Raw genomic sequence first — 21,877 nt, forward strand, 5'->3', positions numbered from 1 at the left:
AATATCGGGTCGTGCGCCATCCGTTCGACGTTCGTACGCTCTCACGTCACGGGTATTCGGTGGATCACTCGTGTGTAGCTCTAAAGGACCATTATCATACTTGAATAGCAGTATTGGGTGTTAAATACGTCCGATATAAATTCGTATCATTCTATTTATGTTCACTGAAACGGTTTTATCGAGATATCGGTACGAGCGGTCGATGACTCACCGTCGATGTCGTGCATTCGTCACTCTCCGGTCTCCAACCACTCTCGAAGCGTGTCCTCATCGCGAACGACGAACTCCTTCGTTCGGGTTCGGAACCGTCCGTCGCGACGGATAGTGACGAGAAGATGAGTCGAACTCGCCGGAACCTCGTCTCCGGTCGCCTCACAGACGAACGTCTCGTCGGAGACGAGCGAGCGCCGGGCAACCGCCGCGACCGTCCACTCGTCGCTTCGGCCGGGAACGGCGGCCCCCCGGTACCACGGTGTCGAACTATCCATCCCCGGACACTCCGTCAGCGTCGCACCGAGAATCGCGGCTTTCAGCTCCTTTCGGTGGCATCGGGTAAGGATCCGACGGCGACTCCTTAGTTCTACTCGCGGTGGAAGCGTGAACGGAGAAGTTCAGTTCCAGTTTCGCAGATCGACCGTCTACCGAACGCGACGGCCCGGAGCCTCCTGATTACCCGTAAACGTCATGATGATATATCGACTTCTCGGGCCATGACCGTCACGGTTCAAGGTAGAACCTCTCTCGTTTCGTCTGGGCGGATGCAAGGGGAAGATAGTCGAAACCAGTGACCGAGATTCGCCGAAATCCGTCCTGGTCCCGTCGGAACGATTCGGGAGAGATACGACGCGGTGAGCGGTCTGCAACGACCGGCGAGCGGCCTACCCCCGCGAGTGCAACGAGTACGCGATTAGCAGGACGCCGAGGAACTGAAACAGTCGCGTGAGGAGCGTGAGCGGTTGCTGGTATCCCAGACCGAGGTATCCCTCCCGGAGGAGCAGCGAACCGACGAAGGCGATGCCGAACGCGACGGCCGTGAGGAAAAACAGGCCTAACGAGAGCGCTCGCATGGGTCGGCTATCGTGGCGGCGGTACCCGCGATAGGCCTGATACCCCACGTAGGCACCGACGAGCGTCGAACCGAAGGCGAGTGCAATGATGGCCCAGTCAATCGCGACGCCGACGGAGACGGGTGCCATCTCAGAGGTCCTCCCACATCTTGGTAAATCGGTCGGCGGTATCACTCTCCCCCTCACCGGGGAACGACTCCTCGTCCGTACACTGTAAGGCTGCCTCGAAAGTTCCGGCGTTCAGCGTGATGGACACTTCCGAGAGGGTGGCCGTGTAGACGCTGTAGTTGTTGTTGCTGGTCCGAACCTTGGTCTGTTCTTCGAGGAGTCCGTGCGCTCGGAGTCGTTCCACCCGGCGGTAGACCGTCGGTTTAGACATCTCGCATTCGTCGGCAAGCTGTTGTGCGGACATTGGTTTGATACTCGTCGCTGCGAGGATATCCCGGGCGTACTCGTCGCTGAGAACGTCTAGAAGCTCACCCAGTGCGGAATCCTCACTCACGTTTCAGTCGAACGGCCTCCCGCCGGATTAATAGAACCGTAGATGTCGAACGCGGACGGTCGCGGCGACCGATGCTGGACGTGCCGGGACGGCGTCCGAGCAGTACGGTGGTACTGAGGGAGGGCTGATGCGTCAACGGCAGGCGATGGGAAGTGTCGTGCTGTCAGAGGCACATCACCAGACGACTGGTGCGGGAGCACGTCGTTAGCTCCGTCGAAGCCCATCGCGTCTCGACCGACGACCCGGCCGACAATATACGGCCGGGGCGAGTTTCTGACCCAGAAATTCGCACGACTTCAGGCCGAGCAACCCACCGACCGACCGACTTCGATCAGTCGCTTCGTTTGCACGCCGGTCCCCCGAACCGTGTAGCCGCGGTTCTCGCAGTTCCAGGAGAGCGAGAGAGTCGGTCCGTAATCGAAGGTCGCGGGTCGGCCGTCGAGCGTCACGTCGCGTTCGGCGGGGTCGATATCGAGGGTGTAGTCGAACTTCGCGACCGTGAGTTCGCGTCCGCCGGCGACGTAGCGAAGTCCGACCCCGTTAATACGGCCGGTCGTGCGCGTGGCGTAGACCAACTCGAATGCGGGCGGGACAGTCGGGTTAGGAACCGTCATCGAACTCCGGGAGGCCAACTCGGCGATGCTCCGGTACAACTCCGTTTCGGGGACGTCGGGTCGACGGACCGTCGTCTCGGCGTCTAGCCGGGGTCGGAACGTGTCCGCCGATACCTGCGCGTCGAACGCCACGTCGGTGTACGTCGTCGTTATCGACCGCCGGACGTCGTCGGCGACCCAGACCGTCTGCTGGCGCAGCGGATAGAACCGCTCGGTGTCGAGCCACAGTCGCTGTCGGTACCGAGTCTCGCTTCGGTTGGTCTCGGGTGCAACGTCAAGGACGTAGGCGGATCGGTCACCGACGGTCCCCGTCTTGACGAACTCGACGGTGTAGCCGCGAGCGTCAACTCGGGGGGCGACGCCGCTGTGTCGGGGGACGACAGGCAACGGCGATACTCCGATAGACTGCGGTCGCCCCAGGTCGTCGGTCAGTCCCGCGGCAGCGACAAGTCGCCGGAGTCGAACGGCCGTGAGCGAGTCGGTCGGCGGACCCGTCAACTCGATGGCGGTTACGGCGTTTCGGTCGGTGTCGCGAAGCCAGAGCATCGACCCGTTCGAGACCTGCACCTCGTACCGTCGGTCCGACTCACCGCGAAAGCGGACTCGTTTCCGGTCGGTTTCCGGAACGAGCGTGACGTTGGCGACGCTCCGGGACGTGACGGTCCCATTTGTGCGCATCGCGACCGTCTGCGTTCCGGTGAGAGCGCCGATGGAGCGGTAGCGCTCGGTCACGTTCGCGTCGACTGAGGGATTCGTGGCCCCTATCGTACCACCGGAGACCCACAGAAGCGCCGGAAGGACGACGCCGAGGAGCAAGAGCGCGGCGAGTACGCGTCGGTCGAGTCGAGAGAGAAGAGCGGTCATACTGATAGTACCCTGAACTGTTTGCCTCTGTGTGAGAGAGTTGGTAAACTCTTCCGGACGCCGGCCACCCGGGTTTGACGGGGATCCGGGGCGGGAGAGCCGCCAACGGCCCCAGAACAAAGTTAGCGACCGCGAGCAGTTCATGGCGGCCTTCCGCTTCGGTCTGGCCGAACGGAGCGTTCAGATAGTCGTCCAATAAAATTAAAAATCATATGCAGTTCTTCTTTTATGTATATAGGATAAGAAAGTCCAGAGGACAAATTATAGTTACACTATAGTGAGCCGATTCTCGCGTAGCTATGTGTATACGCACAACTTCGATTCCCCCAGAACCGAATGGGAGAGTATGTACACGAAAGCAGAACTCGTCGACGAATTCAGGCCGATAGATGCGGACGAATGCGCCGAGATGCGTTTGGCCTCGGAATTAGGCTACTCGATGGAGTCGCTCGCGGCGTGCTTCAGTTTCGACGAGGCACCCGTCCGATACCACCTCAGCGGGTGCTGTTCGCACCACTGATCGCCGCGTTCTCCGAGATGGGGCCGCGTGTCCGCGAGAGAGCGAACGCGGTTAGGTTCGGAAGACGGTAGAGAAGACCAGACCGCTCGCCGGCCACCGGCGACCGTGACAACGGTCAAGACGGTCGCCGTAGACTACGATACAGCGGCAGAGACGCAAGCGAAACTCATGACTTCAGGAACGGACTCGAACGCCGACGACATCGACGAACTCGAAGAAGAGATCGAGAGCCTTGAGTTCCAACAGCGGACGGAGGAAATCTCCGCAGAGGACGAACGCGAACTCGTCGAGCGGATCGAGACGAAGCGCGAAGTTCTCCGGCAGAAGCGACGGATCGCGAGCGGGGACGGTCCACCCATCGCGCGCGGCCAGACCGTTCACATCCGCTCCCGCGAACCGATACTCGTCACGCGAGCGGGTGGGTCCCGGAAGTACGGCGCGTGGGACGCCGAGGACGGCGAACCCGTCGGCGAGGCGTGGTCGCTTTCGGAGACTGCGGTGCGGGGGCTAATGCGACGGTACGACTGGATGCAGGTCGACGGCGAGGCGATGGCGTCCGTCGTGGGTGATGAGGACGAGTAAGCCGCCAAAAAGAGGCGACCAAGAGCGCGTGCTGCCGAAACAGAACGAGCTACGGTCGCTCCCTTAAGCGGCTGCGATGTTTCTGACGGGTCGCGGAAAGTAGTTTTGTGCGTCGCACCGCTCTTCCGAAGGGAACTAATGGAGGACCGACCGAGCGACTCCGAGACGACTCGCGGTGTGAACCCGCGGCACGGTTCGGACGGCCGCGTCGCCTCGACCGGAACCGCGGCGATAGTTGGCGCACTGCTCTGGGCGGCGGCGCCGTGGGCGAAACGCGCCGTCTACGGCGACCGACCGTACGTCGGGACAGAGTTCGACCTCCTCTCGTTCGTCTGCCTCGTCGCCGTGGGAGTCGGAGTCGCCGGCTTCCGGGCGTCGTTCCGGCCGGAGTACGGACGGCTCGGAGCCGTCGGCGTCGCGTCGACGGGTGCGGGCGTCGCCTTACTCGCGGCACTCGCCGGACGGTCGGCGCTCGCCGTCGTCACCGCCGGGTTCCGAGCGGTCCCGGCGATGGGCGAAGACCCGGTCGGCCTTATACTGACGTTCGCGTCCGTGGCGGGACTCGGACTCGCGACTCTCGGGGCGGGCGCTCTCGGCGCCGCGCTTCGTCGACTGACCGATCGGTGGACCCTCGCCGCCGCGTCGCTCCTGTCCGGACTCGCCGTCCCGGTTCTCGTGCTCGTCCTCCGAGCGCTGTCGCTTCTCCCCCTCTCGGTCGGAACGCTCGTCGTTCGAACGAACGTCGCCTTCTTACCGCTGAGTCTCGGGTGGGTCGCACTCGGTGCGGCGGTTCGGTCGCGAACGCGGGTCGACGAGTCGGGCGGATAGTTATAGTCGGTTGCAAGCGATTGGCTGATCGGGAGTCGGCCGCAACCGGCCAAGTAGCCGACAGTCAGTAGTCGCCAGGGTGGCTACGTGTCGGCGTGATTCGCGTCTGCGAGGACCACGGCTACTTCGAGGGCGGCGACTGTCCCGCGTGCGGTGACGGCGGGCGGGAGGTGCTCGACGACGGGCGCCGCACACGCCTCTCGAAGTTCGTCAGCGGAGCGCTGCGTCACTTCCCCGACGACGCCGGACTGTCCGTCGACGACCGGGGATGGATCGGATACGAAGAACTCCTCGAGGCGGTCACGGAGCGCTACTCGTGGGCGGAACCGGAACACGTCGAAGCGGTGACCGCCACCGACTCGAAGGGTCGCTTCGAGCGTCGCGGGAAGCGGATTCGCGCGGCGTACGGTCACTCGATAGACGTGGCGTTGGAAGCGACGGAATCCGCCGTTCCAGGGCGTCTCTACCACGGGACCGCTCCCCGGAACCTCGGATCAATACTCGATGAGGGGCTCAAACCGATGAACCGCCAGCAGGTCCATCTCTCGGCGACGGCCGACGAGGCGCGCGAGGTGGGGCGGAGACACGCCGACGACCCGGTGCTTCTCGCAGTCGACGCGGAGGCGATGGAACGCGACGGGTTCGAGGTGGACCGACGGGGGACCGGAACGTACACCGTCGCCCGCGTCCCGCCCGACTACGTCGAAGAGGTGAACGTCGAAGAGTGAGCCCTACGACGGAGCGAAGGCGGCAAACGAGGGTGAGTCCGGTGCCTATTCGGGCAGTGGCGGAGAAATCTTTCCCGTGACAGAACTCAGTGCACATCACGTCGGCGTCACCGTCGCGGACCTCGAACAGGCCGTCGAGTTCTACCAGGACACGCTCGGATTCCCCGTCGAGAACGAGTTCTCTATCTCGGGTGAGGCGTTCGAGACGGCCGTCGACGTCGAGGACGCCACCGGTCGGTTCGCCCATCTCGACGCCGGCGGCGTCCGCGTCGAACTCGTGGAGTACGGACCGGAGGGGGAACCGCAGACGACGTCGTCGGTGAACTGTCCCGGTGCGAAACATCTCGGGTTCTCCGTCGACGACGTCGACTCGCTGTACGAGTCGTTGGAGGGGGATGTCGAGATGCTCAGCGAACCCCAGACAACAGAAACGGGCTCTCGAATCCTGTTCGTCCGAGACCCGGAGGGTAACCTCGTCGAACTGCTGGAGACGTCGTAAACGGTTCGTCTCCACGTCTGCCGGATCGTTTCTCGGTTACCCTACCGTCTCCTTCCTTCTCTGCCTCCGTTCCTTATTCATCGTCTTCGGGGATTCCCCTGGTCCCCCCGTGTTTCCGTCGTTCTTCTCGTGGCTGCCATCCCGCAAGAACGGGCGAACGTCGGAAGATAATACGAACGCCTCTCTTCTTCTCGTCTCTGTCGTTGTCGATGGCGGGGAACACACCCACCCCACGTTTCCGTCGTTAATCGTCTCGAGCGGGGGGGGGGGGGAGGCACGATGCGCCTCCCCTGTTACAACTTGTAAAACGGCTACTGGACTATTCGATGCTAATCTATATTAAATGTACCTATGCTAGCACTAGTGTTTCTTAGACAACAACAATCAAACTAGGCTAGTCGTGCGTGAGTTCAATCGAGAGAAGAGGGAGCGAGAAGGGATAGAAGAGCAGTTGCAACGACGAGTCGGACCCCTCTCCTCGGAGAAACGACGGAAACACGGGGTGCGGGTGTTCGTGGTAGTCCCCTCACCCCTTCGATACGGAGAACGTCGGAAACGCGGGGTGGGTGGGTGAGTAAAGCGGGCAACGGAGGCGTGAGTGGAACGACGGAAACGCGGGGTGGGAGGGTCGAGAGGTGGAGAAAGGTCGGGTAGCAGGCGGGTAACGAGCCGAACTGGCGATGTTATGTCGGAAGAATACTCAATATACAATGTAATTCTTTCAGAAGAGGTTGTATGAACGATCGCTCCTCGGAGAATGTGTTCACGGGTCATCGTCGAACTATCTGAGTGACCCCTCCCTTCCGACCCGGAACGACGGAAACGTGGGGTGTGTGTGTCGAAACGGCGGAAATGCGGTATCTAATAGACGAACGGTAAAACGCCAAATACGGCACCGAGAGAGTTCGACACAGAGAGAAACGTCGGAAATTCGGGGGCTGCGTTGGGATGGATTTATATAGGATGGCTCTCACGACACTGTCATGGAGAAAGATGGGTCACAGGATATCGCCGCGGAGATTTTCGCTCAGGAAGACCCCATCTTCAGGAACAAATCCCTCGTGGAGGTAGAACACGTCCCGAGCCCCGAACGGATCGTCGGCCGCGACGACGAGATACGCGCCCTCTCGACGGAACTGCGGTCGGCGGTCAACGGCGACTCGCCGGAGAACGTCATCCTGTACGGTGAGACGGGGACCGGAAAGAGCCTCGTCGCCAAACACGTCGCGAAGGCGGCCAAGTCGAACGCCGGCGACGTCCGCATCGGGACCGTTTACGTGGATTGCTCGACCGACGATACCGAGACGCAGGCTATCTCCAGCATCGCCCGGACGCTCAACGACGAGGCGGTAACCGACATCCGCGTCCCGGAGACGGGACTCGCGAAGGCGGCGTACTACACGCGTCTGTACGCCATCCTCGACCAGCAGTACGACGTGGTCATCATCATCCTCGACGAGGCGGACATGCATCCGGACGACCAGATTCTCATGTCGCTCTCGCGGGCCGTCGAGACGGGCAAGACCGACTGCCGCATCGGACTCATCGCCATCAGCAACAAGGTCCGCTGGGCCGAGGACCTGAACGACCGGGTGAAGTCGTCGCTCCAACCGCGCGAGCTCAACTTCCACTCCTACGACGCCAATCAACTCCGCGCGATACTCAGTCACCGGCGCGACGCGTTCCGCGAGGGAGTTCTCTCCGACGACGTGGTCCCTCTCTGTGCCGCTTACGCGGCGCAGGACCACGGCGACGCCCGTCAGGCCATCGACGTCCTCCGGAACGCGGGGATGCTCGCCCAACGGGACGGGTCGAACGTCGTCACCCGCGACCACGTCGAGGACGCGAAGATGGAGGCCGAGAAGGACCGCTTTCGGGACCTCATCGGCGGTCTCACCGTCCAGAAGAAACTCGTCCTCTCGGCGGTGACCGCGCTCCACAAGGGGACCGACGACGACGAGTTCTCGATGGCGCAGATCATCGAAACCTACACCCAACTCTGCGAGGCGACCGGTACGTCGACGCGGTCGGACCGCCGCGTCCGCGACTTCGTCCGGCGGTTGGCGTTCCTCGATATCCTCGAACTCCGGAAGCAGAACCTCGGCCGCGCGGGCGGCATCACCATCTACGCCCGCCTCCAACCCGATCACGACCTCGACATCGTTCACCAGACGGCGATGGACGACGAACAGTTCGTCGTCGCTGACTCCGACGCCGAGAACGCCTCGCTCGACTCCTTCTGAGGCGTCGCCGCACTGTCTCGGTTCACCCCCGGTCGATCTCACCCCGAGTTTCCGACGTTTTCCGACCCGTTGGTCGCTCTCTCGACGCCTGCGGACCGCTCTCCTCTCGGGAGTCCCCGCGTTTCCGTCGTTCTTCACCGTCTATCTTTTCCGCCTCTTCCCGATCGATCCTTCTTCGTTCGCCGTTCGTCCAGTTCCAATCGACCTCCGAACTCGGGTTCGCTAAGTCGCCGTCTCCGCGATGAACCGGAGTTCGGCCGTCGTCCGACACTGGCGGATTAAGGAACGGGGAATACCTCGACGCGCCGGTGGTAGACGACGCCTGGCGGCTCTTTTTCCTCCGAACGTGCGCAGTCAGAACTAGACCGTCGTTCAGTAGGACATCTGCGGGTGTCGATTCGCGGGGCCGTCGCCATCCGAACCGTCCCCATCTGACTCACCGTCCTCGGGGGCGTCTCCGCTCGCATCGTCTGCCCCACCGCACGCCGTCTCGGCGTTCCCCCGTTCGTCGTGCGGGGACGCCGCTTCGACGGCGGCGCGAACGTGCCGCGCCGAGATGGGCCGTCTGCTCCCCGCGTCGTACGTCTCCGCTATCGCCCGTCTCGCCGCCTCGTTCGCCGCCGATTCGAGGTCGCTCGCGCTGAATCCCTCGGTCGCGGCGACTACGTCGGCCAACTCGTCGGCACCGAGTTCCGTCGGTCGCCCGTCGAGGTGGTACTGCAGTATCGACCGCCTGGACTCGGCGTCCGGGAGGGGGACGGCTATCCACTCGTCGAACCGACCCGTTCGGACGAGGGCCTCGTCGAGTTCCTCCAGTTTGTTCGTCGCGCCGATGACGACGACGTCCTCGGCGTCCAACTCCGCGAGTTCCATCAACAGTTGGTTCTGCATCTGCCGTTCGCTTTGGGTGTTATGGGTGGCGCCGCGGTCGGTTCCGAGGGCGTCGAGTTCGTCGATGAAGACGATGCTCGGTTGGTGCGCGCGAGCGACGTCGAAGATTTTGGCGACGTTGTCGGCGCTTTCTCCGACGAATTTGCTGGTCACGTTCGCGGGGGTGATCCGGAGGAACGGCCTCCCGAGTTCGCCCGCGAGCGCGCGACTCAGATACGTCTTCCCGGTCCCCGGCGGTCCATGTAGCAAAATACCGTTTATCGTTCCGAGTCCGTACTCCTCGAACAGTTCTGGGTCGGAGAGCGGGTTCAGGACGGTCTGTCTGAGTCGCTCTTTCACCTCGTGCATCGCGGCCACGTCCTCGAACGTGGTATCGGGTTCGCACAGCCACTGTTCGGCGTCGTCGCCTCCGGAACCGCTCGACTCCCCGGACGCGCCGTCGTCGGACCCGTCGCCTCGAGACGGACGGACCGCCTTGGACATCTCGTCGGTCACGTCGTCGGCCGTCGTCGGTCCCTCCCGGTCGCCCTGTTGAAACCGAACCACGCCGCTGACGCGTTCCGGCGTCAGGTTGGCGACGACGGTTGCGTCCGCGTCGGACGCCCACTCGAACTCGTCTATCAGAGAGTCCCGGAGGCCGGCGTGGAAACCGCTCGGCAGCGACTGTGTGAACCGGCCGTTCCGTCCGATGGGCGTCCGTTGCCGGTCCAACCCCCAGTAGAGATGCTCGGCCGCCCCGCGGGCGGCGTTGTTCACGAACTCGGCTAGCGCCGCGGCGTGCGACCGCAGGGCCGTCGGGTCGCACCGCGCCGCCGCCTCCGTGGAGATGGTCTCCGGACGACGCTCGCACGCGTCGGCGAAGGTGCCGATGTATTCGGCCTCTACGGCGCGTTCGAAGTGGAGTGTCGCGGCGACGTTCGCCGCGACCATCTGCTCGTCGCGGACCAGAAATCCGGCGGAGGTGACGTACTCGCGTCGCTCACCGTCGTCGGTCGTTCGGTCCCACGCGTACTGGATGCGTCCGAGGCTCCGTATCGCCTGCGCATCGCAGAGGCGATATCCCTGCCTCACGGTGCCGTCCGCGCAGAGATATGCCATGTCTTCCGCTCGCCCCCCTACTATCACGACCTTCCCTTGGCGAACCCCGGTTAAAAATTCGATTCCTCGTTCTCACTGCTGATACCGTCGTTTTCCGAGGAGGTGGGCCGTTGCGGAGACGGCACGCCGCGCCGACGGCTACAACGCTTATCCGATTCACCGCCGCAGGTACCGACATGACGATGGACTCCTCGACGACCGACGACTCGCTTCCGTCGGACCTCGAAGACATCCTCTCACCATCGAACGACCGGACGTTCGACGACTACCTGGCCATGCAGGACGCCATCGGCGACCGGACGCGCTTTCTCGTCGTCTACCTCCTCGCGCACGACGACCCGCACACCTCGACGCGGTTGGCCGACCGGGTGGGCGTCCGCCCGAACACGCTCCACTACCACCTCAACAAACTCGAAGACGTCGGCTTAGTGCGGAAACAGCCCGAAGCGACGAACGGGGCGGACGTCCGGGACACTCACTACGAGGCCACCGCCGCCGGGCGGGAGATACTCGAACACGGCGTCGTCCGTCTCATCCGCCGAACCGACGACTCCGTCGAAGACTCCGATCCGTAGCGCTCTCACGTCGAGTTTCCGTCGTTTCCTCTCTCCGTCCTCCGGATTCTCCCGTCTCTCTCAGAGACCCCTTGCCGTCCTTCCCGGTCCCCCAGCGTTGTTGCTGTTGCTGGTTTTCTCCCCGGATGACGAGCGAATCGAGACTCCGTCGCGCCACCCTGACCAACGGCGGACGAGCGGCTGCTTATATAGAGCTTGAAAATACAGCCACATTTCCCATCCCCCTTTCGACCGAATCGGATATCCGCATGGCGACCACGATAACGGACGACGAAACCGGCAAGCGAGTCGTCGACAGCAACGGAAACCAGGTCGGTGTCGTCTCGTCGGTCGAGCACGGGACCGCGATCGTAGACCCCGACCCCGGCATCACCGACAAACTCCTCGCCAAACTCGGCTGGGACAACTCGGACGAGGAAGATTACCCGCTTCAGGAAGCGCGCATCGACACCATCACCGACGACGAAATCCGCCTCCGCAGCCTCTGAACCGAATCCGACTCGACTCCGTTCCCACTAACTGAGAACCGACAGACCGAGCCGAAACTGTGGGCGAGGTGTCGCCTCGCTCGCTCTCAGCGTTCTTCTTCGAGGCGAGAGCGAACGTCCTCGGCGTCGAGTTCGTCGACCGCCTCCAATCCGAGCGAGACGACGAGCGGGTAGAAGTGCCGGTTCTTCTCGAACGGTTCCTCGTATTCGTACTCGTACTCGGCCTTGAGGATGGAGTAGGCGCGGTCCAAATCGCGGCGAACCCCGTGCGGGAGGTACATGTACGTCGGCTTCTGTTCGTCCTTGACCGACGGTTTCGGCCCCGTGTCCTCCTTCGCTTCGTCCGATTCGCCCGTCTCTCCCGTCTCGTCCGATTCACCTGTCTCGTCCGGTTTTGCTGTCTCGTCCGGTTTTGCCGTCCCGCCCAGCGCTTCCGATTCGGCTGGTTCGTCCGTCTCGGTCGCTCCCTCGGCGTTCTCCGACTCCTCCGATTCCCCGGACTCGCCGGTCAGCGCCCGGTCCCGGGAGCGTTGACGCCGGCGGCGGAGTCGGTCGGCGCGGTCCTCGCCGCTCATGCCTGGACCTCCACGTCCTCGATGCCGAACTGCTCGTCGAGGTCGGCGGCGATGTCGCGGAACACCTCGCACATGTCGCACTCGGGATTGAACTCTAGGAGCGAGACGCCCGCGTCGAGGGCCTTCTGCACGTCCGCGCGTTCGCGAATCTGCCACACGGGCACGTCGTCGAAGGCCGCGTTTATCCACTCTACCATCTCGCGCGCCTGCGTCTTCCGCACGTCGATGCGGTTGACGACGACGCCGCGGTCGTGGATGTCTATCTCGTAGTCGTACTCTAAGGCGTCCACGTGGTCGAACAGCAGCTCGAACGCCCGCTTGGATGTCGACTCCGCGAGGGCTGGGATGAGGACGTTCTGCGTGGCGAACAGTGCGTTGTCCATGAGGTTGCCGAGGTTGGGCGGGCAGTCGACGATGACGTAGTCGTAGTCGTCTTCCACCTCGCGCAGCACGAGCGAGAGCTGCTCGCCGCTCCGACGCGACAGCGTCAGTTCGGGTTCGGCGGCCGTCATGTCGATGTTCGACGGAATGACGTCCATCTCCTCGTGTTCGCGGACGATGTCGGCCACCGTCTCTCGGTGTTCGGGGTCCGTGAGACAGTCGAACAGCGTCGGTGGTTCGTCGTCGTACGCGTCCATCAGACCGAGGTTCTCCGTCGCGTTCCCCTGCGGATCCAAGTCGACGAACAGCACGTCGTGCCCGCGGGCGCTTATCGCGCCGGCGACGTTGATGGCGATGGTCGTCTTTCCGACACCGCCCTTCTGGTTCGAGACGCACAGTTTTGCCGGGCCACTCATACGATACGGCTTGCCCATCAAAACTTATACTTTCCGACAAAGACAGTTTATACAGTCTGTACAGTTTTGCTAGTTTTGCTGGCACGCTTCGGCCGGACGCTTTCCCTCGTGGGCGGACGCTGAAGCGCGATAAGAGATAACCGGCACCACGGGCGCGAACGCGGCGTGAACCCCCGCGGTCGGGCTTCCGTTCTCGCACCGACTCGTCTGCAAACCGTATAAGGCTCCTCCGCCAGTGGGGAGTATGGTCACGAATCGCATCACGGTTTCTCTCGACGCGGACGCTCAAACCGCCCTGGACAGTCTGACCGACCGTACCGGGAAACCGCAGAGCGAACTCGTCCGCGAGGCGCTGGTCTTCTACGCGGCGAACTTCGAGGCGGCGACGACGGACGCCGGACCGAACCTCGAAACCTACCACCGGATGCTCGCAAGCGGCGAACACGTCCTCCTCGACGTGGACTTTCTGCACTGCTTTCTCGACTACGTCGAGGACGAAAACGGCACCCCCGACCCCGAGTTCGTCGAGGCGGCGAACCGGGTCGCGGCGTTCCACGCCCGCGAGTACGAAGACCGCTTCGAGTCGCTCGGCGAACTCCTCGATTGGCTCTCCTTTTGCGGGTTTCTCACCGTCCGATCATCGGATGACGACGCCTACCACGTCGTCTTCCCCACCGAGTCGGTCAAGTGGTTCATGACGCAGTTCATCCGGCGCAGCATCGAACCGTTGGCGTTCGATATCGAAATCGAGGAGGGCGTCTCGAAGGTGCTCCTCCGGGAGGTTCGGTGACGGCTCTCGCATCCGCTCACACGCTTTCGTACTCCTTCACACTCGTTCGCACCGCCGCAGACTCCCGTACGCGCCGTTCTCAAGCGGGTTTTAACACGGGCGGTCTGATATGCCAAACCACCTCATAGAGATTCATGCATCTACTAGATCGGCTGAAGTCGATCGGTCCGGGCGCGATGGTCGCCGCCGCGTTCATCGGTCCCGGGACGGTCACGACGGCGAGCGTAACGGGGGCGCGGTTCGGTTACGCGCTCATCTGGACGATAGCGTTCTCGATGGTCGCGACCATCGTCCTCCAGGAGATGAGCGCGCGGTTGGGGCTGGTCTCCCGCGAGGGGCTCGGAGAGGCGCTCCGAGGCCAGTTCGACAATCCCGTGGCGTCGGCGCTCAGCGTCGCGTTGGTCGTCAGCGCCATCGGTATCGGGACGGCCGCCTACGAGACGGGGAACATCTTCGGCGGCGCGGCCGGACTGGAAGGACTCACGGGAATCAGCGCGAACCTCTGGGGACCGGCGATGGGACTCATCGCCGGTGCGCTCCTCTGGACCGGCAAGTACGACCTCATCGAGAAGGCGCTCGTCGCTCTCGTCTCGCTGATGGCGCTGTCGTTCCTCGTCGATGCCACCATCATCGGACCGGACCTCGGCGCCCTGGCGATGGGGTTCGTCCCGAGCGTCCCCGAGGGCTCGACGTTCCTCATCACGGGACTCATCGGAACGACCGTCGTCGGCTACAACCTCTTCCTGCACGCCGGAAGCGTCCAGGAGCGGTGGGCCGGCCCCGATGAGCTGGGCGAATCGCGGGTCGACACCGTCCTCTCCATCCTCGTCGGCGGTTTCATCACCATCGCTATCCTCGTCACCGCCGCGGCGGCGTTCCCCGTGGGGACGAGCATCGAGAACGTCAGCACGATGGCCGAGCAGATAGAACCGCTCGTCGGGACGCACGCGAAGGTGCTGTTCGGTATCGGCCTGTTCGCCGCGGGGTTCACGAGCGCGACCACCGCGCCGCTGGCGGGCGCCTACGCGACGGCCGGCGCCCTCGGGTGGGACACCGACCTGCGGTCGACGAAGTTCCGCGCGGTCTGGGGGACCATCCTCGCCGTCGGTATCGTCTTCTCGGCGCTCGGGTACAGCCCCGTGCAGGCCATCCTCTTCGCGCAGGTGGCCAACGGGATACTGTTACCCATCCTCGCCGTCTTCCTCATCTACGTGATGAACGACCGCGACATCCTCGGATCGTACGCGAACAGCACGCTCCAGAACGTCGTCGGCGGTGCCGTGACGCTCGTCGTCATCTGGCTCGGTCTCCGGACGCTCTACACGGTCGCCGGCGACCTGGGGGTGTTCTGAGTGGCCGACGAGACGCGCGTCGGCGTCGACGTGGGCGGGACGTTCACCGACGTCGCGCTCCTGACCGCCGAGGACCGACTCGTGACCGCGAAGGTGCCCAGCACGGCCGACCAGAGCGTCGGCGTCGTCGACGGAATCGAGAAGGCCTGCGCCGAGGCCGGCGTCGACCCGCGGGAGGTGGGCGCGTTCACACACGCGATGACCGTCTCGGTCAACGCCCTGCTCGAAGCTGACGGCGCGAGGACGGCGCTCGTCACCACCGAGGGCTTCCGGGACGTGCTCGAAATCGGGCGACAGGCCCGCCCCGACCTGTACGACCTGAGCGTGGAACGGCCCGCGCCGCTCGTACCCCGCCGCCGCCGCTTCGAGGTGACCGAGCGCGCGACCGAAGCGGGTATCGAGACGCCGGTCGACGAGGAGGAGGTCCGCGAACTCGCCGACGAGATTCGAGCGTGCGGGGCCGAGAGCGTCGCAGTCTCCCTGCTTCACGCCTACCGACACCCCGAGAACGAACGCGCCGTCGCCGAGGTGCTCCGCGAGGAACTCGACGCGCCCGTCTCGGCCTCCCACGAGGTGCTCGCGGAGTTCCGCGAGTTCGAGCGCACCTCCACCACCGCGGTCGACGCGTACGTGACGCCGGCCATCGACGCCTACATCGGCCGCCTCGAAGAGCGAGCCGCGGAGTTGGGCGTCCCCACGCCGCGGATCATGCAGGCCAACGGCGGCCTCGCGTCCGCCTCGACGGTACGCGAACACGCGGTGACGACCACCATGTCCGGCCCCGCCGCGGGCGTCGTCGGCGCCGCGCAGACGGAGACGACGGACGATCTCGCGGGCCTCGTCACGTTCGATATGGGCGGCACGTCGAGCGACGTGAGCCTCGTCCGCGACGGCGAGGGCGAACGCACGACGGACGCCGAGATAAACGGGCACCCCATCAGGTCGCCGATGGTCGACGTGAACACCGTCGGCGCCGGCGGCGGGTCCATCGCGTGGGTCGACGCGGGCAACGCCCTCCGCGTCGGACCGCGCTCCTCGGGTGCGGACCCCGGTCCGGCCTGCTACGGACGCGGCGGCACCGAACCCACGGTGACCGACGCGAACGTCGTCCTCGGCTACATCGGTGGCAGTTCCGCGCTCGGCGGCGAACTCTCCTTGGACGTGGAGGCCGCACACGACGCCTTGGCCGGCCTCGCCGACGAGGCCGGACTCGACGACGCCCTGGCGGCCGCCCGCGGCGTCTACCGCGTCGCCAACGCGAACATGGCGCGCGCGATTCGCTCCGTGACGGTCGAACGGGGACACGATCCCCGTCGGTTCGGCCTCGTCGCCTTCGGCGGCGCCGGCCCCATGCACGCCGCCGCCCTCGCCGACGGCCTCGACATCGGCACCGTCGTCGTCCCGCGGGCCTGCGGCGTCCTCTCGGCATACGGCCTCCTCGCGGCGGACGAGAAACACGACTCCGTGCGGACGCTCCGGAGTCCGCTCGCGGCCGTCGACGTGGCGGCCGTCGAGGCCGCGTACGACGGCCTCTGCGACGACGTGCTCGCGGACGTGCAGACGCCCGCGGACGCGGCGGTGTCGCGCGCGGCCGACCTCCGGTACGACGGCCAGAGCTTCGAACTCACCGTCCCGGTCGGCGAGACGTTCGACCCCGACGCGGTCGCCGAGCGGTTCCACGAGGCTCACGAGAGCGCCTACGGCTACCGGCTCTCGGACCCCGTGGAACTGGTCAATCTCCGCTCGACTTCCGTCGTCGAACGCGGGACGCTCGACGTGACGTACGGCGCCGTCGGCGAGGCGCGAAAGGACACCCGCGAAGCATTCTTCGACGACGGTTTCCGCGAGACCCCGGTGTACGCCCGCGAAGGACTCGACGTCGGCGACGACGTCTCCGGTCCGGCCGTCCTCGAACAGCACGAGAGCACCGTCGTCGTCCCGCCGGCGTGGCGGGGGACGGTCGGGGCCGACGGAACGCTCACCCTGACCCGAGGGGGTGACGAACGGTGAGCGACGTGGACGCGGTCATGCTCGAAATCATGCGCAATCAGTTGGAGAGCGTCGCCGAGGAGATGGGGCAGGTGCTCATTACCTCCTCGTACTCCCCGAACATCAAGGAGCGACGCGACTGCTCGACGGCGCTGTTCGACGCGGAGGGGCGTCTCGTCGCGCAGGCCGAGCACATCCCGGTCCACCTCGGGGCGATGCCCGAAGCCGTGGAGACGGTTCTGGGGTACGACCCCGAACCGGGCGACGTGTTCGTCCTGAACGACCCCTTCGAGGGCGGCACGCACCTGCCCGACGTGACGATGGTGTCGCCGCTGGCGATAGACGGCGAGATACTCGGATTCGCCGTCTCCCGAGCCCACCACGCCGACGTGGGCGGGATGACGCCGGGCAGCATGCCCGCGGGCGCGCGCGAGATATATCAGGAGGGTCTCCGCCTCCCGCCGGTACGGTTGGTGTCGGGCGGCGAGACGAACGACGACGTGCTGTCGCTCCTCCTGGCGAACGTCCGGAACCCCGGCGAACGCCGCGCCGACGTCCGCGCGCAGATAGCCGCGAACGACCGCGCCGAGGAGCGTCTCGCCGACCTCGTGGCCGAACACGGCAGAGAGCAAATCGTCGCGGCGTTCGACGCCGTCATCGACTACTCGCGCGAGCGGGTCACCGCGGAACTGCGCGACCTGCCGGACGGCGAATACCGCGCCCGCGACGTGCTCGAAGGAGACGGTCTGACCGACGAGGACATCCCCGTCGCGGTGACGGCGACGGTCGACGGCGGTACCGTCGCGTTCGACTTCGAGGGGACCGCCTCACAGGTGCCCGGCAACGTCAACGCGCCGTTGGCGGTGGCCAAGAGCGCCGTCTACTTCGTCGTTCGGTGCGTGACCGACCCCGAGATTCCGCCGAATCAGGGCTGTTACGACCCCATAACCGTCTCGGTGCCGGAGGGGTCGCTGTTGAATCCGCGCGCGCCCGCCGCCGTCGTCGGCGGCAACGTCGAGACGAGTCAGCGCGTGACCGACGTGGTGTTCACCGCCCTCGCGGACGCCGCTCCCGAACGCGTCCCCGCGCAGGGGCAGGGGACGATGAACAACCTCACCATCGGCAGTCGCGCGGGCGGGTCGGACGGCTTCACCTACTACGAGACCATCGGCGGCGGGTCCGGCGGCCGCGCCGGTGGCGACGGCACCGACGGCGCGCAGGTCGGGATGACGAACACGCTCAACACGCCCATCGAAGCGCTGGAGGCCGAGTACCCGCTGTTCGTCGAGGAGTACGGTCTCCGCGCGGGCAGCGGCGGCGACGGCGAGCACCGGGGCGGACTCGGCATCGTCCGCTCGGTCACCGTCGGGGTCGACGCCACCGTCTCGCTGCTCACCGAGCGTCGCCGGGTCGCGCCGAGGGGTATCGCCGGCGGCGCGGACGGCGCGACGGGCGAGAACCTCCTCGACGGGTCGCCGGTCCCCGCGAAGACGACGCGGGACGTGCCGGCGGGGACGACGGTCACCGTCCGAACGCCCGGCGGCGGCGGCTACGGCGACCCCGAGGACCGGAGCGACGAGGACCGCGAACGGGACCGCGCCGACGGGAAGGAGGAGCGGTAATGCGTGGCTGGCGCGCCCGACTCGGGGCGGTCGTCCCCTCCTCGAACACCTCCGTCGAGGGGGAGTTCGGTGCGTACGCACCCGACGGCGTGAGCGTTCACGCCGCCCGGATGCCGCTGGAGTCGGTCACCCCGACGGCGCTCGACGAGATGGCCGAGGCGGCGGTCGACCGCGCCGAGTCGCTCTCGCACGCCGCCGTCGACGCGGTCGCCTACGCCTGCACCACCGGGAGCCTCCTGCACGGCCCGGGGTTCGACCGCGAACTCGAAGCCGACATCGCGGAGGCGGCCGGCGTCCCCGCAGTGGCGACGGCGCTGTCCGTGAAACGAGCGCTCCGAGCGCTCGACGCCGAGCGATTAATCGTGGCGACGCCCTACGCGGAAGAGTTCGACCGACGCGAGGCCGACTACCTCGACGCGGCCGGGTTCGAGGTTCTCAACGTCGACGGCCTCGGTCTCGAAGCCGACCGCGGCGTCCCGGTGGTCACGAGCAACGGGGCGACGCTGTGGGACGCGCTCCGACGCGCGGGCGTCTCGACGGCGAGCGTCCCGGGACGACTCGGAGGGGAGCGGTAACCCGACGAGTCGATTCGAGAAAAATTCGGTTCGTAATTCGACTACTGGCCGGGCTGGAACTCCTCGTACGGTTGGATGACGACGAACCCGCCCTCCCCTGCGAACTCCAGTTGGAACGTCTCACCGGAGGAGCGTCCGAGCAGCCCCTTGATGTTGATGTCGCGCTTCGCGTTCGGCGAGACGTCGCTGCTCCAGGCGACGGTGGCGTTGGGGTCGGTGCTGACGGGCGTCGGAACGACCAGCGGCTTGCCGTGCGTCGTGATGGCGATGTGACCCGGACCCTTCAGGTAGACGTTGAACAACCCCCCGGAGGAGGCGCCCGCGATGCTGTTCATCATCTTGATGTCCCAGTCGACGCTCTCCTCGAACGCGAGCACGTCGTTGCCGTTGACGCTTATCTCGTCGGTCTCGCTCAGTTCGAGTATCTGCACCTCTTTGCCCTGATCGGCGAGATAGAGGTTGCCTTCGCCCGTCGCCTGCATCATCACGGTGCCCTCCCCGGTGGCCCGCTTCTTCAGCATCCCGGTGAGACCGCCCTCGGACTTCCGCTCGAAGGAGATGTCGCCCGTGTAGCCGACCATCGACCCCGCCTTCGCCATGACACTGCCGTTCACGGCGACATCGAGAAGCTTCGAGTTCTCGAGTTGGAACGTTTCTCCTCCCGATTCCGGTGCGTGCGCGTTAACGAATTCGTCAAGATTCATGGTTTGTTTCGAGCCGCCACCGCGGTGACTCTCGTACGGGTGACTGTCGCGTGAGACCATAACTGTAGAGCCGTCTCCGGAGTACGCGTTCAGTCCGCACTCGCCCGTTCCCTTCCGTTTTGGCTTCCCGTCGAAACCGGGTCTGGGGCCGTTCGTGTTCCTCCCCGACCTGTTCGTCGGTGCAGCCACCGCGGTGCTGTACTACCAGAGTCGAACGTAGGGCGACGGGCGAGCGGCGGAGAATCGAGGGTGTGCGGGCGGTTCGTCTTCTCGGCTCGGTCAGTAGGAGCGCTCCACCACGAGGTCACCGGCCTCGTCGTACACCGAGACGGTGTCGCCGTCGTCGTTCCAGACGTTCCGCTCACGTCCCCAGTGGAGTGTCATCCCGTCGTCGCCCTCGCCCGTCAGGAGACGGACGGTCGCGCCCGCCGGAACGACCGTTCCCTCGGGAAATTCGTACGTCGCCCCGGCCTCGTCGGCCACCGTCCACCCCGAGAGGTCCACCGGAGCGTCGCTCGCGTTCGCGAACGAGACGGACTCGCCGGTCCCCGAGTCGCCGCCCGAGGCGTCGACGTTCGAGACGGTGAGCGGCGACGCCGGCGTTGCGTCGGGCGTCACCGGTCCGAACAGGTCGAACGAGTCGTCGAAGTTCGACGTGCGGGGAAGCGTCTCGTCGTCGTTCAGGTTCGACTCCTCGTCCGCGATTTCGTCGTCGCTCAGTCGCAGGTCCGACCCGAGAGCCTCGGCGACGCGGTTCAGGTGCTCTCGCGCCTCCGCGGGCATTCCCTCGGCGCCGTGACCGAGGAGGAGGACCGCTCCGCCGCCGTCGGCGAACGACCGGATCGCGGACAACTCCGGGTCGGTGTACGCGGTAGCGGGCGCGCAGACGATGAGGGCGTCGCCGTCGATTCCTTCACCGATTTCGTTCTGCTGGGTGAGCGCGGCGTCCTGCCCCTCCAGATACCGGAGGTAGTAGGCCATGTCCTCACAGGAGAGGGCGTACTCGGCGTTGAACTGTCCGTGACCGCCGTCGACGACGACGCGTTCGGGCCGTTCGGACGCCTCCGAGAGGGACCCAACGAGGTTCGTCGCGAACGGGTAGTTTCCGAAACGACTGGTGTCCGCCGAGAACCCCTCCGCCTCCTCGTACCGTTCGTCGAGGAGGGGGCCGCCGACCATCGCCACGCCCGCCGCCTCGTCCACGGCGACGAGCGGAATCCGGTCTTCGTAACTCACTTCGCCGCCCGACTGCGTCGCGGACGGCGAGGCCAAGACCGGCACCCTGTCGTCAGGGACCGCTCCCGACGCCGTCCGAACGCTCGCCGCTTTCGGCACGAACAGCCGTTCCACCTCCCGGTCTCTGATTTCGGGCGACTGCGCGGGGTCGCTGCGCTTCCACACTCGCGTGCGCCCCTCCCGGGCGGAGCGCTCCCGTTCGAGGTAGTCGTCGTGGCGGGCGAACCCGGAGTCGTACACCCGGGCGTACCCCTCTTCCACCGCCACTCGGTTGTACACCGTCGGCGCGTCGCCGGCGTCGTTCTCGCCGTCTCCCTCGCCCTCCTCACTGCCGGTCCGGGAGTAGCGCACGTAGCGGAGAAGCCGTCCGAAACTCCCGCGGTCGGGCTCGTTCGCGTCCGCTTCGAGTTCGACCGACGCGTCCGTCAACTCCCGCTTCGCGAACTCGCTCGCTCTGTCCCCCCAGCGTCCGAGGTACGAGAGGTTCTCGATTCCCTCCCACTCGGCGCGGCGTTCCGCCCCGCCGTTGTCCGTCGTCTCGGGGGTGTCTATCCCGAGGATGCGAACGCGCTCTTCGCTCCCGTCGTCGAGTCGGACGTCGACGGTGTCGCCGTCGACGACGTCGATCACCGTCGCAGTCTCTCCCATACGTTCGACTCTCGGCCGCGCCGTATTACCTTTAGTTCCGGTGTGCTATGGTCGGTATTTACGATTCAGAGCAGAGAGGGACGTGACAGC

General features: G+C 65.4%; 21 protein-coding genes and 1 pseudogene. 13 read left to right on the top strand and 9 right to left on the bottom strand.

Translation table 11 applies throughout. The features are described 5' to 3' along the window. Nucleotides 1-230: 230 nt before the first annotated feature. The 4 genes from C474_RS14570 to C474_RS14585 form a co-directional block, all read right to left on the bottom strand. Nucleotides 231-488: a hypothetical protein gene (locus C474_RS14570; protein WP_008388155.1), complete on the bottom strand. Its 258-nt coding sequence runs from the start codon at nucleotides 486-488 to the stop codon at nucleotides 231-233. Nucleotides 489-878: 390 nt separating this feature from the next. After that, a complete protein-coding gene (locus tag C474_RS14575) occupies nucleotides 879-1,196 on the bottom strand; it encodes a DUF7521 family protein (RefSeq protein WP_008388159.1) in 318 nt (105 codons plus the stop codon). A gap of 1 nt (nucleotide 1,197) precedes the next feature. Next, entirely contained in the window at nucleotides 1,198-1,569 is a 372-nt protein-coding gene (locus C474_RS14580; RefSeq protein ID WP_049917052.1) for an ArsR/SmtB family transcription factor, read from the bottom strand. Between the two features lie 296 nt (nucleotides 1,570-1,865). Then, on the bottom strand, nucleotides 1,866-3,047 hold the full coding sequence (locus tag C474_RS14585; protein ID WP_008388162.1) for a hypothetical protein: 1,182 nt from the start codon (nucleotides 3,045-3,047) through the stop codon (nucleotides 1,866-1,868). 346 nt (nucleotides 3,048-3,393) lie between these two features. Between C474_RS14585 and C474_RS22395 the strand changes: the two genes are divergently transcribed. From C474_RS22395 to C474_RS14610, 6 genes and pseudogenes are all read left to right on the top strand, one after another. Continuing rightward, complete coding sequence (locus C474_RS22395; protein WP_160166845.1) at nucleotides 3,394-3,567, top strand: hypothetical protein; 174 nt, start codon at nucleotides 3,394-3,396, stop codon at nucleotides 3,565-3,567. A 198-nt stretch (nucleotides 3,568-3,765) separates the two neighbouring features. Then, nucleotides 3,766-3,897 (top strand): annotated as a pseudogene (locus C474_RS23445) (DUF7121 family protein); the annotation flags it as partial. Nucleotides 3,898-4,287: 390 nt separating this feature from the next. Then, nucleotides 4,288-4,977, top strand: coding sequence for a hypothetical protein (locus tag C474_RS14595; RefSeq protein WP_008388166.1), 690 nt, complete (start codon nucleotides 4,288-4,290; stop codon nucleotides 4,975-4,977). A gap of 95 nt (nucleotides 4,978-5,072) precedes the next feature. Next, entirely contained in the window at nucleotides 5,073-5,705 is a 633-nt protein-coding gene (locus C474_RS14600) for an RNA 2'-phosphotransferase (RefSeq protein ID WP_008388168.1), read from the top strand. 76 nt (nucleotides 5,706-5,781) lie between these two features. After that, nucleotides 5,782-6,204, top strand: a complete 423-nt coding sequence (locus C474_RS14605; protein WP_008388170.1) for a VOC family protein — start codon at nucleotides 5,782-5,784, stop codon at nucleotides 6,202-6,204. Nucleotides 6,205-7,187: 983 nt separating this feature from the next. Further along, complete coding sequence (locus C474_RS14610; RefSeq protein WP_008388172.1) at nucleotides 7,188-8,447, top strand: Cdc6/Cdc18 family protein; 1,260 nt, start codon at nucleotides 7,188-7,190, stop codon at nucleotides 8,445-8,447. Nucleotides 8,448-8,819: 372 nt separating this feature from the next. On the opposite strand, the gene C474_RS14620 is transcribed toward C474_RS14610, so the two are convergent. Beyond that, a complete protein-coding gene (locus tag C474_RS14620) occupies nucleotides 8,820-10,436 on the bottom strand; it encodes an ATP-binding protein (protein WP_008388176.1) in 1,617 nt (538 codons plus the stop codon). A 176-nt stretch (nucleotides 10,437-10,612) separates the two neighbouring features. On the opposite strand from C474_RS14620, the gene C474_RS14625 reads away from it, so the two are divergent. Then, on the top strand, nucleotides 10,613-11,011 hold the full coding sequence (locus C474_RS14625) for a helix-turn-helix domain-containing protein (protein ID WP_008388178.1): 399 nt from the start codon (nucleotides 10,613-10,615) through the stop codon (nucleotides 11,009-11,011). Nucleotides 11,012-11,259: 248 nt separating this feature from the next. Further along, on the top strand, nucleotides 11,260-11,499 hold the full coding sequence (locus tag C474_RS14630) for a hypothetical protein (RefSeq protein WP_008388179.1): 240 nt from the start codon (nucleotides 11,260-11,262) through the stop codon (nucleotides 11,497-11,499). An 86-nt stretch (nucleotides 11,500-11,585) separates the two neighbouring features. Here the strand turns inward: C474_RS14630 and C474_RS14635 are convergent, their stop codons facing one another. Next, complete coding sequence (locus tag C474_RS14635) at nucleotides 11,586-12,074, bottom strand: hypothetical protein (RefSeq protein WP_008388181.1); 489 nt, start codon at nucleotides 12,072-12,074, stop codon at nucleotides 11,586-11,588. Continuing rightward, nucleotides 12,071-12,871 carry a ParA family protein gene (locus C474_RS14640; RefSeq protein ID WP_008388183.1) on the bottom strand — a complete coding sequence of 267 codons (801 nt, stop codon included), beginning with the start codon at nucleotides 12,869-12,871 and terminating at the stop codon, nucleotides 12,071-12,073. The genes C474_RS14635 and C474_RS14640 overlap by 4 nt, the downstream gene beginning before the upstream one ends. A 244-nt stretch (nucleotides 12,872-13,115) precedes the next feature. Between C474_RS14640 and C474_RS14645 the strand changes: the two genes are divergently transcribed. The 5 genes from C474_RS14645 to C474_RS14665 all read left to right on the top strand — a co-directional run bounded on the left by C474_RS14645 (nucleotide 13,116) and on the right by C474_RS14665 (nucleotide 19,199). After that, nucleotides 13,116-13,661, top strand: a complete 546-nt coding sequence (locus tag C474_RS14645; RefSeq protein ID WP_049917054.1) for a ribbon-helix-helix protein, CopG family — start codon at nucleotides 13,116-13,118, stop codon at nucleotides 13,659-13,661. A gap of 134 nt (nucleotides 13,662-13,795) precedes the next feature. Beyond that, the gene (locus C474_RS14650; RefSeq protein ID WP_083862064.1) at nucleotides 13,796-15,013 is read left to right on the top strand and encodes an Nramp family divalent metal transporter; all 1,218 of its coding nucleotides are present in this window, start codon (nucleotides 13,796-13,798) and stop codon (nucleotides 15,011-15,013) included. Beyond that, nucleotides 15,014-17,023, top strand: coding sequence for a hydantoinase/oxoprolinase family protein (locus C474_RS14655; protein WP_008388189.1), 2,010 nt, complete (start codon nucleotides 15,014-15,016; stop codon nucleotides 17,021-17,023). It abuts the gene before it with no gap. 17 nt (nucleotides 17,024-17,040) lie between these two features. Further along, a complete protein-coding gene (locus C474_RS14660) occupies nucleotides 17,041-18,624 on the top strand; it encodes a hydantoinase B/oxoprolinase family protein (RefSeq protein WP_394295426.1) in 1,584 nt (527 codons plus the stop codon). Beyond that, nucleotides 18,624-19,199 (top strand): maleate cis-trans isomerase family protein, encoded by a 576-nt coding sequence (locus C474_RS14665; protein ID WP_008388192.1) that lies wholly within the window; start codon nucleotides 18,624-18,626, stop codon nucleotides 19,197-19,199. Before C474_RS14660 ends, C474_RS14665 begins: the two co-directional genes overlap by 1 nt. Nucleotides 19,200-19,240: 41 nt before the next feature. Here C474_RS14665 and C474_RS14670 read toward each other — a convergent pair whose 3' ends face one another. Further along, a complete protein-coding gene (locus C474_RS14670; protein ID WP_049917070.1) occupies nucleotides 19,241-19,903 on the bottom strand; it encodes an AIM24 family protein in 663 nt (220 codons plus the stop codon). A gap of 279 nt (nucleotides 19,904-20,182) precedes the next feature. Then, nucleotides 20,183-21,787: a lamin tail domain-containing protein gene (locus C474_RS14675; RefSeq protein ID WP_008388196.1), complete on the bottom strand. Its 1,605-nt coding sequence runs from the start codon at nucleotides 21,785-21,787 to the stop codon at nucleotides 20,183-20,185. Nucleotides 21,788-21,877 lie beyond the last annotated feature (90 nt).

The sequence above is a fragment of the Halogeometricum pallidum JCM 14848 genome, assembly GCF_000337095.1.
GTDB classification, from domain to species: domain Archaea; phylum Halobacteriota; class Halobacteria; order Halobacteriales; family Haloferacaceae; genus Halogeometricum; species Halogeometricum pallidum.

Excerpts from the sequence above, each read along its gene's own strand:
- C474_RS14585 (WP_008388162.1), bottom strand. The coding sequence starts at position 3,047 with ATGACCGCTCTTCTCTCTCGACTCGACCGACGCGTACTCGCCGCGCTC.
- C474_RS14635 (WP_008388181.1), bottom strand. The coding sequence starts at position 12,074 with ATGAGCGGCGAGGACCGCGCCGACCGACTCCGCCGCCGGCGTCAACGC.
- C474_RS14575 (WP_008388159.1), bottom strand. The coding sequence starts at position 1,196 with ATGGCACCCGTCTCCGTCGGCGTCGCGATTGACTGGGCCATCATTGCA.
- C474_RS14640 (WP_008388183.1), bottom strand. The coding sequence starts at position 12,871 with ATGAGTGGCCCGGCAAAACTGTGCGTCTCGAACCAGAAGGGCGGTGTC.
- C474_RS14620 (WP_008388176.1), bottom strand. The coding sequence starts at position 10,436 with ATGGCATATCTCTGCGCGGACGGCACCGTGAGGCAGGGATATCGCCTC.
- C474_RS22395 (WP_160166845.1), top strand. The coding sequence starts at position 3,394 with ATGTACACGAAAGCAGAACTCGTCGACGAATTCAGGCCGATAGATGCG.
- C474_RS14645 (WP_049917054.1), top strand. The coding sequence starts at position 13,116 with ATGGTCACGAATCGCATCACGGTTTCTCTCGACGCGGACGCTCAAACC.
- C474_RS14660 (WP_394295426.1), top strand. The coding sequence starts at position 17,041 with ATGCTCGAAATCATGCGCAATCAGTTGGAGAGCGTCGCCGAGGAGATG.
- C474_RS14570 (WP_008388155.1), bottom strand. The coding sequence starts at position 488 with ATGGATAGTTCGACACCGTGGTACCGGGGGGCCGCCGTTCCCGGCCGA.
- C474_RS14625 (WP_008388178.1), top strand. The coding sequence starts at position 10,613 with ATGACGATGGACTCCTCGACGACCGACGACTCGCTTCCGTCGGACCTC.
- C474_RS14670 (WP_049917070.1), bottom strand. The coding sequence starts at position 19,903 with ATGAATCTTGACGAATTCGTTAACGCGCACGCACCGGAATCGGGAGGA.
- C474_RS14610 (WP_008388172.1), top strand. The coding sequence starts at position 7,188 with ATGGAGAAAGATGGGTCACAGGATATCGCCGCGGAGATTTTCGCTCAG.
- C474_RS14665 (WP_008388192.1), top strand. The coding sequence starts at position 18,624 with ATGCGTGGCTGGCGCGCCCGACTCGGGGCGGTCGTCCCCTCCTCGAAC.
- C474_RS14630 (WP_008388179.1), top strand. The coding sequence starts at position 11,260 with ATGGCGACCACGATAACGGACGACGAAACCGGCAAGCGAGTCGTCGAC.
- C474_RS14675 (WP_008388196.1), bottom strand. The coding sequence starts at position 21,787 with ATGGGAGAGACTGCGACGGTGATCGACGTCGTCGACGGCGACACCGTC.
- C474_RS14595 (WP_008388166.1), top strand. The coding sequence starts at position 4,288 with ATGGAGGACCGACCGAGCGACTCCGAGACGACTCGCGGTGTGAACCCG.
- C474_RS14650 (WP_083862064.1), top strand. The coding sequence starts at position 13,796 with ATGCATCTACTAGATCGGCTGAAGTCGATCGGTCCGGGCGCGATGGTC.